At 33.4% G+C, this 14,276-nt stretch carries 17 protein-coding genes; 2 read left to right on the forward strand and 15 right to left on the reverse strand.

The window, feature by feature from the left end:
* The first annotated feature begins 48 nt into the window (after positions 1 to 48).
* Entirely contained in the window at positions 49 to 2,238 is a 2,190-nt protein-coding gene (locus CBF36_RS02260) for an amidase family protein (protein WP_125956252.1), read from the forward strand.
* A gap of 30 nt (positions 2,239 to 2,268) precedes the next feature.
* On the opposite strand, the gene CBF36_RS02265 is transcribed toward CBF36_RS02260, so the two are convergent.
* From CBF36_RS02265 to pepA, 9 genes are all read right to left on the reverse strand, one after another.
* Positions 2,269 to 2,703: a GNAT family N-acetyltransferase gene (locus CBF36_RS02265; protein ID WP_125956253.1), complete on the reverse strand. Its 435-nt coding sequence runs from the start codon at positions 2,701 to 2,703 to the stop codon at positions 2,269 to 2,271.
* A 14-nt stretch (positions 2,704 to 2,717) separates the two neighbouring features.
* The gene (locus tag CBF36_RS12235; RefSeq protein WP_165865357.1) at positions 2,718 to 2,864 is read right to left on the reverse strand and encodes a hypothetical protein; all 147 of its coding nucleotides are present in this window, start codon (positions 2,862 to 2,864) and stop codon (positions 2,718 to 2,720) included.
* Positions 2,865 to 2,945: 81 nt separating this feature from the next.
* Positions 2,946 to 3,269 (reverse strand): DUF1292 domain-containing protein, encoded by a 324-nt coding sequence (locus CBF36_RS02270; RefSeq protein WP_125956255.1) that lies wholly within the window; start codon positions 3,267 to 3,269, stop codon positions 2,946 to 2,948.
* Positions 3,270 to 3,337: 68 nt separating this feature from the next.
* Entirely contained in the window at positions 3,338 to 3,757 is a 420-nt protein-coding gene (ruvX, locus tag CBF36_RS02275) for a Holliday junction resolvase RuvX (protein ID WP_125956257.1), read from the reverse strand.
* Entirely contained in the window at positions 3,754 to 4,023 is a 270-nt protein-coding gene (locus CBF36_RS02280; RefSeq protein ID WP_125956258.1) for an IreB family regulatory phosphoprotein, read from the reverse strand. The genes ruvX and CBF36_RS02280 overlap by 4 nt, the downstream gene beginning before the upstream one ends.
* A gap of 91 nt (positions 4,024 to 4,114) precedes the next feature.
* Entirely contained in the window at positions 4,115 to 4,732 is a 618-nt protein-coding gene (ytpR, locus tag CBF36_RS02285; protein WP_125956260.1) for a YtpR family tRNA-binding protein, read from the reverse strand.
* Between the two features lie 27 nt (positions 4,733 to 4,759).
* A complete protein-coding gene (locus CBF36_RS02290) occupies positions 4,760 to 5,215 on the reverse strand; it encodes a universal stress protein (protein WP_125956262.1) in 456 nt (151 codons plus the stop codon).
* A 14-nt stretch (positions 5,216 to 5,229) separates the two neighbouring features.
* The gene (locus tag CBF36_RS02295; protein WP_125956264.1) at positions 5,230 to 5,541 is read right to left on the reverse strand and encodes a thioredoxin family protein; all 312 of its coding nucleotides are present in this window, start codon (positions 5,539 to 5,541) and stop codon (positions 5,230 to 5,232) included.
* A gap of 7 nt (positions 5,542 to 5,548) precedes the next feature.
* On the reverse strand, positions 5,549 to 6,625 hold the full coding sequence (gene pepA / locus CBF36_RS02300; RefSeq protein WP_125956266.1) for a glutamyl aminopeptidase: 1,077 nt from the start codon (positions 6,623 to 6,625) through the stop codon (positions 5,549 to 5,551).
* A 174-nt stretch (positions 6,626 to 6,799) separates the two neighbouring features.
* On the opposite strand from pepA, the gene CBF36_RS02305 reads away from it, so the two are divergent.
* Positions 6,800 to 7,159 (forward strand): PepSY domain-containing protein, encoded by a 360-nt coding sequence (locus CBF36_RS02305; protein ID WP_125956267.1) that lies wholly within the window; start codon positions 6,800 to 6,802, stop codon positions 7,157 to 7,159.
* A gap of 113 nt (positions 7,160 to 7,272) precedes the next feature.
* On the opposite strand, the gene CBF36_RS02310 is transcribed toward CBF36_RS02305, so the two are convergent.
* The 6 genes from CBF36_RS02310 to CBF36_RS02335 all read right to left on the reverse strand — a co-directional run bounded on the left by CBF36_RS02310 (position 7,273) and on the right by CBF36_RS02335 (position 14,275).
* Entirely contained in the window at positions 7,273 to 8,034 is a 762-nt protein-coding gene (locus CBF36_RS02310; RefSeq protein WP_125956269.1) for a (S)-acetoin forming diacetyl reductase, read from the reverse strand.
* A 385-nt stretch (positions 8,035 to 8,419) separates the two neighbouring features.
* Positions 8,420 to 11,122 (reverse strand): YhgE/Pip domain-containing protein, encoded by a 2,703-nt coding sequence (locus tag CBF36_RS02315; protein ID WP_125956271.1) that lies wholly within the window; start codon positions 11,120 to 11,122, stop codon positions 8,420 to 8,422.
* A complete protein-coding gene (locus CBF36_RS02320; protein WP_125956273.1) occupies positions 11,116 to 11,613 on the reverse strand; it encodes an RrF2 family transcriptional regulator in 498 nt (165 codons plus the stop codon). Before CBF36_RS02320 ends, CBF36_RS02315 begins: the two co-directional genes overlap by 7 nt.
* Positions 11,614 to 11,765: 152 nt before the next feature.
* On the reverse strand, positions 11,766 to 12,449 hold the full coding sequence (locus tag CBF36_RS02325) for a metal-dependent hydrolase (RefSeq protein ID WP_125956274.1): 684 nt from the start codon (positions 12,447 to 12,449) through the stop codon (positions 11,766 to 11,768).
* A gap of 320 nt (positions 12,450 to 12,769) precedes the next feature.
* Complete coding sequence (locus tag CBF36_RS02330) at positions 12,770 to 13,483, reverse strand: tyrosine-protein phosphatase (protein WP_125956276.1); 714 nt, start codon at positions 13,481 to 13,483, stop codon at positions 12,770 to 12,772.
* 12 nt (positions 13,484 to 13,495) lie between these two features.
* Positions 13,496 to 14,275 (reverse strand): PhnE/PtxC family ABC transporter permease, encoded by a 780-nt coding sequence (locus tag CBF36_RS02335; protein ID WP_243637956.1) that lies wholly within the window; start codon positions 14,273 to 14,275, stop codon positions 13,496 to 13,498.
* Position 14,276: the final 1 nt, after the last annotated feature.

Consider the following 14,276-nt stretch of genomic DNA (forward strand, 5'->3'; position numbering starts at 1 on the left):
TATTGTTTTTGATTACACTTGAAGAAGTTTGTCAAAAGGAGAAAAAACATGTCGATAAAAAATCATATAAAATTATTACTTGCCACAGCACTATTATCTGTTGGTATACAGACTCATGCAGTAGAGGTTCCTGTCACTACCACTAGTAGTTCAACCGTTGTTGCTGATACACCACAACACACGAATCTAACAACTGATCAGTACATTTCTATGAGCGCTACTGATTTAGCTAAGCTAGTAAGAGAGAAAAAAGTCACAATCGAAGAATTAATTGATTTGGCTTTTAAAGTCAATGAAATAGAAAATCCGCGAACAAATGCATTGATTACAACAAGAAAAGAACTTGCTTTAAAAGAAGCAAGCGAGATGGTTGATAACGGTCAACCATTTTTTGGTGTTCCAATCGTAATGAAAGGATTAGGTCATAGTATCGTTGGTGGAAGTAACTCCAATGGGTTAGATTTTAACAAACATATCACAACAAAATTTAACGGACGAATTGCCAAATCATTACAAGATTTAGGCTTTGTTATCATTGGTCAAAGTAACTACCCACAATTAGGACTGAAAAACGTGACTGATTCAACTCTTTATGGCCCTACTGGAAGTCCCTGGAATCCTAATTTTCAAGCCGGTGGGTCTTCTGGTGGCTCTGGTGCTGCCGTGGCATCTGGTGTTGTTCCTGTTGCATCTGGTAGTGATGCTGGTGGCTCTATCAGAATTCCAGCATCATGGAATGGCCTTGTCGGATTAAAACCCTCTAGAGGAATCATTTCGGGAAATGCAAAAACTGGACAAGTTGTTAATTTCCCACTTGCTAAAAATATGGAAGACACGACAGCTTTATTTGAAAATCTATTAACAACTGATATTAATCCTACACCGGCTAATCTTACTGGTATAAAAGTAGGTTACACCACTACTTCACCTGTTGGAACACCTGTCAGTGATGACGCGAAACAAGCTGTTATGAACGCTGTTAACTTTTTAAATTCAAAAGGATTTATCACTGAAGAAATCACTGTACCTGTTGATGGGGTTAAACTAATGCATGGTTATTATGAGATGGCCACTGCTTCAGGTAGTTTAGCAAACTTTTTAGCCCAGCAAACATTAAAAAGAAGTTTACATATAGAAGATGTTGATCCAGTTACTTGGGCTCTTTACCAAGCGAGTGGATTTGTCCATAAAGAAGACTTAGAAAAAGTCAACGCTTATAACGATGAGGTTAAGGAAACAATGGAAGCTTTGTATAAAGACTATCCATTAATCTTAACGCCAACTACGGCTTCAACTGCTCCAGGACTAACTGAATCTTTACTAACACCAGAATACGCTGAACAAATCAAACATATTGATGAGCTGAAAACAAAAGATGAACGAATGAAAGTTGTCTATGATCAGTGGCTAAACTCTTTAGCATACACACCGTTCACTCAGTTAGCAAACTTAACTGGCCAACCTGCTATTAGTTTACCAACTTATGTCAGCAAAGATAATTTACCTTTAGGGATACAATTTAATGCTGCGACGAATCAAGATAGACTTTTACTAGAAATCGGAAAATTATTTGAAGAAAATAATCAATTTAAACAATTGCACACTAAAAAAGATGTAGTCGTTCCTGAAACAAGCGATACAATGACGTCCTCTACTGAATCAACAACAGAAACTGATTCTAGTTCTTCTTTAAGTAGCGAAAGTGAAACAAGTCAGACAAATGACACTATCAGTCAATCTGAAAATGAGTCGACACAAGAAACAACTAGCGTAACAGATACAATACCTTCAGAAAGTAGTAGTGACTCTATTATTCAAACAACAAATAAAGAATCAAGTATTTCAACCACTAGTACTTCTGAGACAACAGATGCAACAGTAAGTAGTAGTCAACAAGAATCAAGTTCTACGTCATCCTCTTCTACCCTAATAACTGAAGATGATAATATTTTAGTCGCTCCTGCTTCTGAAACAACTGATAGTACAGAAATAAGTTCTAGTAAACAATCAAGTCAATCAGCTAATTCAGAGACTAGTGAAACAAGTAGCCAGACAGACACTAAATCTCAGAAAACAGTTTCTAAAAATAAAAAAATAAACAAAAATAATCAAGAACTAAACTCTTTATCTCATCTTCCTAAAACAGGAGAGGTTATCCAAAAATATCTACCATTCATAGGAATTCTAATCATTGGTTTAGCAGCTATTTTAGTGTATATGAAAAAGAAAAAACACTAAACATAAAACTGACAGTTGATTTATTCACTGTCAGTTTTTGTATACCATAACTAATTCAATTTCTTTTGTGTCCTCATCAATTTGAGTTTCACTAATTTTAAATCCTTCTTTAGTATAAAAATGGATTGCCTGTTTATTTTTTTCATAAACAGTTAAGGATAATTCTTCAAAATCTGCTTTTGCTCGTTTTATTAGTTTATTTCCGATACCTTGCCTTTGATAATCAGACGATACAAATAAACCTGCTATATAGCTTTCTAAAATACCTAAAAAGCCAATAATTTTTCCATTTTCATCTGTTGCTATATAGATATCTGCTTTAGGTAGCTCTTTTTCTACAAACTCTATATTATCTTCCCAATACGAATTGGCTATAAAAGAATGAGCTTTTTTATTAGTATCAAGCCAAATTGACATAATGTCTTTTAATTGATTTTCCGGTAAAACCTCTAATTTAGTAATCATCTTATCATTCCTGCCTAATATTTTTTCATTACTGTTAAAATAGGATAAAATAGAATTCCTATTAATACTCCCAGTGCCATATCTTTTAAAACACTCCCAAAAACAATCCCGATTAATAAACTTAACAACAAAACAGTGTATCCGTCTTCATTCTTTTTCATAAATTTATCCACCTTTATTTTCCAACACCTACAAAAAAAGCTAAACTCTATTAATAAGAGTCTAGCTAGTATTTCAAATTTTTAGTCTTCTTCTGACTCGAATGCATTGAAAACTTCTTCAATCATATCCCATTCAGCTTCTGTTTCAATTTCCATTAAACGGCCTTCTGCTTCATTATCTGCTTGCTCATAAGCATAAGCTAATAATTCAACTTCTTCGCCTTCTGGTGTGCTTGCATCATATAGTAAGACATAATCTTTACCAAATTCTTCTTTTCCATCAATTGTTAAATGAATACGGAATAATACCTCATTTCCTTCATCATCAATTAACGTAATTAAATCATCTGCTTCATGTTCATGATCGTGGTTACAGTCTTCTGTATGGACATGTTTATCTGTCATCATTTATTCCTCTTTTCTGTTCATCTTTGCTTCTCCTTCATTATACAAAAAAAAAGATAAAAAGGCTATTAAACCTTTTTATCCAAATAATTTTGAAGAATCATCACAGCTGCTAACTTATCAATCACTTTTTTTCGCTTCGCTCGAGATGTATTAGCTTGTTCAACTAACATTCTTTCTGCTGCGACAGTCGATAATCGCTCATCTTGATAAACAACTGGTAAATTGAAAGTTTCTTTCAATAAATCACCATAGGCTATCGCCGCTTCAGCTCTAGGCCCAATCGTATTATTCATGTTTTTTGGTAATCCAACAACAAATTCAGTCACGTCATATTGCTTGACTAATTCTGCTACACGTTCAATACCGAACTCGCCTTCATCTTCATTAATTTTTATAATTTCTAACCCTTGGGCTGTCCAACCAAGTAAATCACTTACGGCAACACCAACAGTTCTAGATCCTACATCTAATCCCATTTTTCTCATAATAGATCGATACCATTATGCACTAAATAGTTTTTTACCAATTCTTCCATAATTTCGTCTCTTTCATGGCGACGAATTAAATTACGAGCATCTTGATAACGTGGAATATAGGCTGGGTCTCCTGATAATAAGTAACCAACAATTTGATTAATTGGATTATAGCCTTTTTCTTTTAACGCCATGTAAACAATCGCTAATGTTTCACTTACTTCACGTTTATTGGCATCACCAAAATCAAATTGGACTGTTTCATCAATAAAACTCATTGCAATTCCCCCCTTTAATATGTCTCTATGTTATTTTAACTCATAGTGTTTGAAACAACAATTATTAACTCAAAATTTTACAAAGTATTAATTATTTTGGTAAATTGAAGCGACTTCCCACTTCATAGCTATCATCTAGCTCTAAAATTCCTTTTTCTTTTGGTGCATTTGGTAAATGTAATTCTTTTGCAGAACACACCATCCCAAAACTTGCCACACCACGTAATTCACCTGGCCATATAATTAAGCCATCAGGCATCATGGCTCCAACTTTTGCCACAACAACCTTCAATCCTGCTTTTATATTTGGCGCTCCACAAACAATTTGTAAATGCTCGCCATTATCCACTTCTATATCATTCACTGTTAAATGATCTGAATCTTGATGGGGTGTTGATGTATGAACATACCCTACTACAAATTTAGGGGCATCATCAACCTCAAACTCATGGGCAAATCCTGCTTCTTTTACAGCTAAATTTAATTCCGTGATTTGTGATGGAGATAGTTTGATTTCACCATTTCCATTTAAATTAGTGATATGATGTGACGCATCAAAAATATTCCAACCAAGGATTTGATCTGTATCTTTTTCTACAATACAAGCTACATTACCTTGTTTGATAACAGACACTTCTTTACTTTTTCCTTGTGCTACAACAATTAATAATGTATCTCCAACTGCTTCTAAATTATAACTAACAATCATTAATTTTTTCCTCACCATTCTTTTGTTTTATTCTGGTCGAACAACCAATACATCACATGGAGCTGTTCGTATAATATGATCACTCACGCTTCCCATAACTAATCGTTCTACCGCATTTAATCCTGACTGACCAACCATAATTAAATCGGTATTGTATTTTTCTGGCAGCTCTGTTGCCATCATCACTTTAGGAGAACCAAATTCTAAGGTTGCTTTTACTCGATCATAACCTAAATCTTTTGCTATCTGGATATAACTCTCAAGCAATTCTTTTGCTTGATTTGTTTCTTCTTGAACAATATCTGGAGAAAAAGTAGAAAATGCCATAGTCCCACCATATAACTTATTTTCAATGATATGTGCTACAACGATATCTGCATTATTACGTTTTGCTACAGCGACAGCTTTTTCAAATGCTTGTTGTGCCTGTTCACTACCATCTGTTCCAACTAAAATTGAACGATATTCTTGTGATTCTAACATCCTATCTCCTCCTTTTACAGTTCACTAATAAACGTCATAATTTCTTTTTTTGTTTTTCTATCTTTGCTGACAAATCGTCCCAATTCTTTTCCATCTTCTATTGCCACAAAGCTTGGAATTCCTAATATTCCCCATTTTTGACAAATATCAATAAAAACATCTCTATCCACTTGAACAAACGTGTATTCAGGAAAACTTGCTTCAATTTCTGGCATGTCTGGTTTGATAAAAACACAATCACCACACCAATCAGCTGTAAAAAAGAGCATGGTCTTTCCTTCTTCAAGTGGTTTTGCTAATTCTTCATACGTTGTTGGGATTAACATTCTTTCACTACTTTCCGTATATTATTGTGTTCACTTCTGTTTTATCCAAAGTTGTGATTAATTTTAAGACCATCTCTCTAGCTGCTTCATAGTCTTTAATACTAAACATGGTTTGATGAGTATGAATATAGCGACCTGGCACACCAATTACCGCACTAGGAACCCCGTCATTGGCTAAATGAGCAGCTCCAGCGTCTGTTCCACCTTTTGAAACAAAGTATTGATATGGAATATGATTGTCTTCTGCTAATTGTAAAATATACTCACGCATACGTCCTAACATAATCATACCAGGATCAAAAATTCTTAATAAGAATCCTTCATCTAATTGACCGTTTGCATCTTTTTTACCTGACATATCATCAGCAGGTGAACAATCGACGGCAAAGAATAAATCTGGTTTAAATTTATGAGTGGATACTTTAGCTCCTCGTAGTCCTACTTCTTCTTGAACATTTGCTCCCGCAATTAGCGTATTCGGTAATTCTTGTCCGTATAATTCTTCTAACACATCTAAAACAAGGGTACAACCATAGCGATTATCCCAAGCTTTTGAAATAATACGTTTTCCATTTGCGGTTTTTACTGTTTCAGATTGAGGCACAATCCCATCACCAGGACGAACACCAAATTCTTCTGCTTCTTCTTTTGAAACAAATCCAGCGTCAAATAAAATATCTGCCACATCAATGCCTTGTTGTTTATTTGCACCTCTTAATAAATGTGGTGGCACAGAGGTTGAAATAATTGGGTAATCACCTTTTTTGGTTTGTAACGTAAAACGTTGTGCAGATACAGTATAAGGATTCCATCCGCCTAAAGGAACGACTCTAAACAAACCATTTTCTAAAATTTGACTCACCATAAAGCCTACTTCATCCATGTGAGAAGCTAACATAATGCGAGGTGCTTCGTTTGATTTATTTTTACGAATACCAAACACGCCACCTAGTCCGTCATATTCTATTTTATCAACAAACGGTGTCATTTCTTTTGCCATGACACGTCTCATATTATCTTCTAGTCCACTGACACTTTGTATTTCAGTTAGTGTCTTGATACGGTTAAATAATTTATCTTCCATGATTATCTACTAATTATATAATTAGTAGTTCACCTCTCTTTCTTCTCCACCTAATTATAACATAATGACAGGCGAGTCAAAAACCAATGTCCCGAATTTTGACTTCTTTTTTCTTTCCATTTTAGTCATTTATGCTACAATAAGAACATCAGTATTACCATAGGAGGTAACGACATGTTTCATAAAAAACAAAAAACAAAAGAAGTTTATCATCATGGCTTAACGACTGGTTTAGGTATAGGGTTAACAGTAGGTACTCTTGTTGGCGTATTGGCAACAAAATGGTACAAAGATAATAAAGTTTTATCTGCAGACGATATTTTAGAGCAAGTAAAATCTGCCTTTTTACAAGATGGGCCGATTGAAGGATCTTGGATCCACTTTAAAAAAGAACCTTTAGATAAATTTGCTATTAAAACAGATGTTTATACTGGTGGTATTTCACGCATTGAAGAAGGGCAATTAGTGCAATATGAATTTATGGCTGATGCTCATACAGGTTCGATTATTGATATTCATAAAATAGAAGATTAATTACTTAAGAGTGCCTTTCTTTTGATATAAAAGAAGCACTCTTTTTCATTGTCTAAATTTCCAATAAAAAAAGCCCTCAGATATTTTTCTGAGAACTTTTAACGTATTTAAGATTAATGGAACTGCATTCCACCATCTACAATGATTGTTTGACCAGTTATATAATTTGAATCAGGACCTGCTAAGAAGCCAACCACATTTGCTACATCTTCTGGTTCAGATAAACGTTTCATCGCAATATCTTTTGCAAAAGTTTGCATTCCCCATTCGTCATCCTTGCCTGCATTTTTACCAACTTGATGAGCGATGTCATACATCATTGGTGTTTTTACAATACCAGGTGCATAAGCATTTACTGTAATGCCTTCTTCTGCTAAATCACGCGCAGCAATTTGTGTCATCCCACGAACAGCAAATTTTGATGAGCTGTAAAGCATCAAGTTAGGATTTCCGACAACACCTGCTTGAGATGTTGCATTAATCACTTTACCACCATGACCAAATTTACGGAACATTTCTGTTGCTAATTGTGTTCCCCATAACACACCACCAACGTTAATGTCATAAACTTTTTTGAAAAGTTCTGGTGTAATGGTTTCAATTGGTGTTGTTGGGGCAATCCCAGCATTATTTACCATAACATGTAAATCACCAAATGTTTCAACTATCGCTTGAATAGCTGAAGCTAATTGCTCTCTATCAGAAACATCAGCTGTTGCAGCAAAAGCATTCTCTCCTAATTGTTCAACTGCTTTTTGTGCGATTTCTTCATTGTAATCAATCACTCCTACTTTGAATCCATCGTCGTATAATCGTTTTGCAATGGCAAATCCAATACCTTGACCTGCACCCGTAACTACCGCAACTTTACTCATAGTTCTGTCTCCTTTAGCTGGTTGTCTGTTAAGGCAATCAACAATCTAAATTTTTTCTTGTTCAGTATACTGCTAGGAAACTTCAGTTGCAAAACAAATTTAAACTGTTATTTATTTTTACTATTAACACCACTTTTTATGTGACAAAACAATAAAACAAACAATATTTACGCTATTCTAAAAATGTTATTTATAATACCCGTATCCGTTATTTTATATTATTTTTTAAAATTCATTATCTTTATTATTCATATTCGTGTTTTAGCGAACAAATACTTTAAAATACCATTTAGTTTTTTTGTTTTTTATTTCAAAATCATACTTTTTTCGTTTAAACATAGATACAAAAAAGAACCTAGAAATTTTTTCTAGATTCCTTTTTGTATTAGTGTAGAATACGTCCTTCTTTTAAGTTGTCTCCTACTTTTTTAAAGATTCTTTCAGCTTTTGGATATAAGATATACCCTGCTATGAAAAATCCAATAGTAATACTTACTAAAATAACGATTGCCTTCAGAGCTGATGGCCAATAAATTCCACCAACAGATTCTCTTAGTAAGTTTACAGCATAGGTGAATGGAATATAAGGGTTAATGGCTCTAAAGAATGGTCCTGACATTTCAATTGGGAAGTTACCTCCACCTGCTGAAATAGATAGAACCAAGATAATAATGGCAATTCCTTTACCAAGATTATCAAACAATGCCACTAAAACATATACCATCATCATAAAGGCTAAGTCGATAATTAAAGCAAAAATAACATTCCATACTGGATTTTTTGTGTATGTTCCTAGAAGTAATTGATTTCCAACTGTTACAATCAACGCTTGGAAGAATCCAACTACTAAGAATGTTCCCATACGTGCTAAGAATTGTTGACGTTTTGAGAAACGTCCAATTTGTTCACCTTCTAAATGGAATTTAGTTGAGGCAATGCTTGAAAACAAGACTGCTCCAACCCATAAACAAAGAGCTGTATAGAATGGTGTGCTTGCTGAACCATAATTTGGTACAGGGTACACATCTTTTGTTTTAAGTTTCACTGGACTTGAAATAAACTTACTTTCAGCATTAGCATCGCCTTTTAGATACTTCACAGCTTCGTCTAAATCAATATCTTGTTCGCCTTTTCTAATAGCATTTGCTGCCTTTTGAATGCCTTCTTTGATATTGGGCCAATCTTCTTTAATCATGACTTCAGCTGCATTCAATGCTGTCTCTAATTTAGGTGCTTTTTCATTTACCTTAGTCATCGCGTCTTTTACATCATCTTCAATTCCTGGTAAATCATTTTTGATAAATAACGTTGCTTTATTCATTTTACTTTGAACAACAGGAAAATCATTTCTAAAGAAATCTGCCCCTTGATTAATACCATTAATAATTAAATCCATGTTGCCATTTAACATCACATTTGCTGTATGAATCTCATCTTGAATCGCTGGCATTTCTTTTTGGTAGTCTTTCAAAAATCCGATTGCTTCATTGATAATATTAGTTGTATTCTTCAATAAACTATCAAGAGTACTCATTGTATTATCATCAATAATTGTCCCTGTAATGTTTCCTGCTGAAGTCAGCATCTCTTGAACATTTTTTAGCGTTTGAGCTACTTGCGCTTCAATTTCTTTTGGATTAATGGAGACAACGATTTGATTTAACGTGTTACTTATTTCAATTAACTTTGCTTGTAATTTTCCTGGTGCAGATGCATAGTCTTCCCAGTTATCTAATATTGATTGAACATTTCCTTGTGCTTGACTAACATGTGTTTCCATTGCATCTAATTGAGATAAAGCATTTGAAAAATCAGGTGCATTTGGCAAACTGGCTAATTGCGTTAAGGTTTCTTTTAATGATTGAATCATTTGTAATTGCGTTGTTAACTGATTATTTAATTTTTCAAGTTGAGCATGAATTTGCGCTGTATGTGTTTCAGTATCAAGAGCCGCTATATCTGCTGCTAATTTTGCAGAAACTTTAGATAAAGTATCCAGCACTTCTAAACCTTGAGTCAATCCTTCTGTCACAGTTGGTAAAACTTCGGCAATATCTTTCAATTGCTGTTGTAACTCAGGAATCGTCTCATCTGCTTTATTAATTAACTTAGTCACATCAGGTAAGACTTTTTGTGCTGAAGCAATAACTTCCAAGCCTTTTGTTGCTTCATTAATTGCCTCATCCATCATCTTAACAATCTTATCCATGTCTTTATCAGCTTTATTTAATTGTGTTCCGGCATTTTTAATTTTTGGAATATTCCCCTGTACGTCATAAACAACTTGTCCATACTGTGCTATCTCAGGTAATTTGCCATTCAACGCCACTACTTTATCCGTTGTTTTATTTAGTTCAGGAATATAATCCACAAATTCATTTGCCATATCTAGTTTTTTCTTAAATTCTGGCATTTTAGCTTGTAATTCTAATACTTCTTTTGTGTAACCATCGATTTCATCAATATTTTCATCTACGGTAACAATTTTTGATGTAATTTTCTTAATGGACGGCAAATTAGCATCCAGATTAAACCCGATTTCATTAAATACCTCTAGTAATGTTTTACTAGCAGTCTCTATAAATTCTGTCGAGATAGTATCTTGAATAGTTCCAGCTCCTTTATCTGATATTTTAGGAGCAATCGCATTAATTTTTTGGTTCACTTGATATTCAATTTCAGGATAATCAATTTCACCTTTCGTAAAACTTAACAAATTTTCGGTAAAGTTTTTTGGTAGATATAATCCAGCATAATATTTTCCGGTTTTTACTTTATCATCTAATTCTTCTTTAGATGATACAAACTGCCATCCAATGGTTTTATTATCTTTTAAATTCTCTACTATTTCGTCACCGATATTGATTTTTTTTCCTTTTAAATCAACCGTTTGATCATCAGAATAAATTCCAATCTTAATACCACCAGTATTAGAATAAGGATCCCATAATGCTGCAATGTTAAACCACGCATACAACGATGGGATAATCATTAATGCAATCATCAAAACAAACGTGAGCTTGTTGTGAAAAATCCTTTTCCAATCTAGTACAAATAAATCCCATACATTTTTTATTCTATTTAACATTGAATTGACCTCTCATCCTCTATAAAATCATTCCAATTTCTATGTGGTATCTCACCATACTCACGAAAGACATCAGATAGTATATCTTTTACCGTGATTCTTTCTAGTTCTTCGTTCCATTTTTTATCAGCTCGTGCAAAGCACTCGGCAATTTGCTCATCACCTGTTTGAGCAATTTTAGTAAAATCACTAAAAGCTCTTTCTAAAACACCCACTTTTGGAAACGAATGAAACGGCTCTTCTATGGCTTCAACAATATGTAATAGTGTGATGTCAGATAAATCTTTTTTTATATAGAATCCACCATTATTGCCAGATACCCCTTCAATAATATTTGAAACGACTAATTTTCTTAGCAATTTTCTAATATAAGACGAAGAAACGGATAATTTTTGATAAATTGCGATTGATGACACAGGAACATCCTTTTCCTGAGTTGATAATAATGCCATAATTGCCAAAGCTTGTTCCGTTGCATTGGTTAGCTTCAAGCCATATCACTTCCTCTCATTTCTTACATTCGGCTATTATAGACTTTTTTTGTCCACAATGCAATAGAAAGGTTTTGTTATTTTATCATTTTGACTAATCTTTTTTTATATAAAAAGAGAACAGCTTATTTCAAACTGTTCTATCAATGTTTTTACAAGTTTATTGAGTCTCCTGGTTTTAACACTTTCCCTGCTCCTTCTGGTAATAAATCAATCAATTCATCTGGATTTTGTTCTATAACTGGAAACGTATTGTAATGAATTGGAATCGTTAAAGTTGCCTGAACGGCTTTAGAAGCTTTCACTGCATCTTTTATTCCCATCGTAAAATTATCACCAATTGGTAAAAATGCGACATCTAAATCAAACTCTTCAGCTAATAAGGATAAATCACTGTAAAATGCTGTATCACCTGCATGGTAAATTGATTGATTATCAATAGTAAATATAAATCCTGCAGGTTCTCCCATATAAATCATCTGACCATCTAACTCATATCCTGAACTATGTTGAGCAAAAATCATTTTGACTTGCCCAAATGGAAAATCGAACTTTCCACCTATATTCATATGATGAACATTCTCAACTCCTTGACTTGTAGCGAAATGACAAATTTCTGGAATAGCAACTACTTGAGCATTTGTTTTTTTTGCTAAATAAACCATATCTCCCACATGATCTGCATGACCATGTGTAATAAAAATATAATCTGCTTTAACATCTTCTAATTTAAGATCAGTTAACTTGTTTCCTGTAATAAATGGATCAATTAAAATACGAGTCTGATCATTTGTTTCAATACTGACAACTGAGTGACCATGATAACTAAGTTTCATGCTTTTTCCTCCTAATTTATTTGATAATTTAATTATACAGACTTCTCTTAAGGAACTCAAAAAACTGAATGGCCATCACCATCCAGTTTATTTTTCGACTTGTTGATTAGAAGAAACTTTAACAAAAAACAACTAGGGGGATAGTGTTTTCTATTAATATAGTCAGGTTATCACTATTTCTTTACAAGTCTCACTATTAACATAACAATTATAAGTTGGTTGTAGCTTTCATAATTTCATGATGACTACATCATTTACTATACAATGTTAGTGTAAACTATTAATTTATACTCGGTAAAATATTTGTAAATAATACTATTTTATACTTCTTGAGTATATGCTTTTTTGATTTCTAATAACATTTCTTCAGATAAGCCACATTCTTTTAAGTAGTCAAAGACTGTACCATAACGTTCATTAATCAAAGGGAGCAGTCTTTCCATATTTTCTCTATCAGAATACATTAAATGCTCATATCCTTCAGGAGAAATCAAATCTTCATTAGCTGAAAGATAAGTATACGATGTTTCATAGTTAGCAATAATATCTTTTTCATCAACTTCTAATAAGCCTAATAATAATAGTGCTAACACGCCTGTTCTATCTTTTCCTGCTGCACAGTGGAAAATTAACCCAGTATCCTTTGATTCGTAAATAGCCATAAACAACTCTTTAATAATCGACTGTTGCTCTAAAATCATTTGCTCGTAAAAATCATACAAAGTCATCTCTACTGTTGATTGTGAGATATCTTGTATATTTTCATCTACCACAAATGGAATATGATAATTCTTAACCATTGAACTTCTTTCCAAAGGATAATCTGAATCTTGTCTTTCTTTTTCTGTTCTTAAATCAATGACAGCTCCTACACCATAATCTTCCAAAAAAGCAACATCATTTTCTGTTAAGCGACAAACATCGTCACTTCTAAAAAGTTTTTTCCAAGCAACCATATTTCTGCTCTTTGTTGGAATGCCACCCAAATCTCTTGTGTTATAAGTTGTTTCTAATGGTAAACGTTGATAATACATTTCTTATCTCCTTTAAATTGCTTTTTTCGCTCGTGTCACTAACATTTCAACTGCAAACATCGTACAAAAAATCGTTAACACGATAAATGTGATTCTTCCATAATTGTAACTACTGATTGCTCGAGTTAATAATGTTCCGATTCCTCCAGCACCAACCATTCCTAGAGAAATAGATTCTGCGACATTTCCTTCTACTCGAATCGCCAACCAGTTTAAAAATGATTTTGAAACATTAGGCAAAATCCCTTCTTGAATTAATTGAAACCAATTTGCCCCAGTCGATTTCATTGTTTCAATCACTTGAATAGGAACTTCCTCAATACTGCTAATAAATGACTTTGTTAAATAACCAACTGTCGGAAACATCATCCCAATAATTCCAGCCATTGACCCAAATCCAAGACTAGCTACAATCATTAAAATCCAAACTAACGATGGGATAGCACGAATCACTGACATAACCCCTTTAATGACTGCTGATAAAAAAGGCAGTGGAGAAATATTATCTGCACCTAAACAGGCTAAGATAAATGAAATAATCGCACCAAGAAAAAGTGAGGCGATTGCCATTGATAAAGACAGCAATAATTGAGCAAAAACTTCTCCAACATCAGAAGTATCTAATGCTAAAAAATGTTTCACTACTTCTCCAGATTGTTCAAATCTTGAAATAAATGTTACCATATCTAAATTTAATAAATTAACACTTACGACAAATAAAACAATAGCAGCAATAGTAATCACTATTGTCCTAATTCGATCTTTTTTTTGTGTTAAGGGAATATCTTTCAAA

The sequence above is a fragment of the Vagococcus bubulae genome (genome assembly GCF_003950315.1).
Taxonomy (GTDB): Bacteria; Bacillota; Bacilli; order Lactobacillales; family Vagococcaceae; genus Vagococcus; species Vagococcus bubulae.

Coding starts and splice junctions, on each gene's coding strand:
- CBF36_RS02260 (WP_125956252.1), top strand. CDS start 49: ATGTCGATAAAAAATCATATAAAATTATTACTTGCCACAGCACTATTA.
- CBF36_RS02265 (WP_125956253.1), bottom strand. CDS start 2,703: ATGATTACTAAATTAGAGGTTTTACCGGAAAATCAATTAAAAGACATT.
- CBF36_RS12235 (WP_165865357.1), bottom strand. CDS start 2,864: ATGAAAAAGAATGAAGACGGATACACTGTTTTGTTGTTAAGTTTATTA.
- CBF36_RS02270 (WP_125956255.1), bottom strand. CDS start 3,269: ATGACAGATAAACATGTCCATACAGAAGACTGTAACCACGATCATGAA.
- ruvX (WP_125956257.1), bottom strand. CDS start 3,757: ATGAGAAAAATGGGATTAGATGTAGGATCTAGAACTGTTGGTGTTGCC.
- CBF36_RS02280 (WP_125956258.1), bottom strand. CDS start 4,023: ATGAGTTTTATTGATGAAACAGTCCAATTTGATTTTGGTGATGCCAAT.
- ytpR (WP_125956260.1), bottom strand. CDS start 4,732: ATGATTGTTAGTTATAATTTAGAAGCAGTTGGAGATACATTATTAATT.
- CBF36_RS02290 (WP_125956262.1), bottom strand. CDS start 5,215: ATGTTAGAATCACAAGAATATCGTTCAATTTTAGTTGGAACAGATGGT.
- CBF36_RS02295 (WP_125956264.1), bottom strand. CDS start 5,541: ATGTTAATCCCAACAACGTATGAAGAATTAGCAAAACCACTTGAAGAA.
- pepA (WP_125956266.1), bottom strand. CDS start 6,625: ATGGAAGATAAATTATTTAACCGTATCAAGACACTAACTGAAATACAA.
- CBF36_RS02305 (WP_125956267.1), top strand. CDS start 6,800: ATGTTTCATAAAAAACAAAAAACAAAAGAAGTTTATCATCATGGCTTA.
- CBF36_RS02310 (WP_125956269.1), bottom strand. CDS start 8,034: ATGAGTAAAGTTGCGGTAGTTACGGGTGCAGGTCAAGGTATTGGATTT.
- CBF36_RS02315 (WP_125956271.1), bottom strand. CDS start 11,122: ATGTTAAATAGAATAAAAAATGTATGGGATTTATTTGTACTAGATTGG.
- CBF36_RS02325 (WP_125956274.1), bottom strand. CDS start 12,449: ATGAAACTTAGTTATCATGGTCACTCAGTTGTCAGTATTGAAACAAAT.
- CBF36_RS02330 (WP_125956276.1), bottom strand. CDS start 13,483: ATGTATTATCAACGTTTACCATTAGAAACAACTTATAACACAAGAGAT.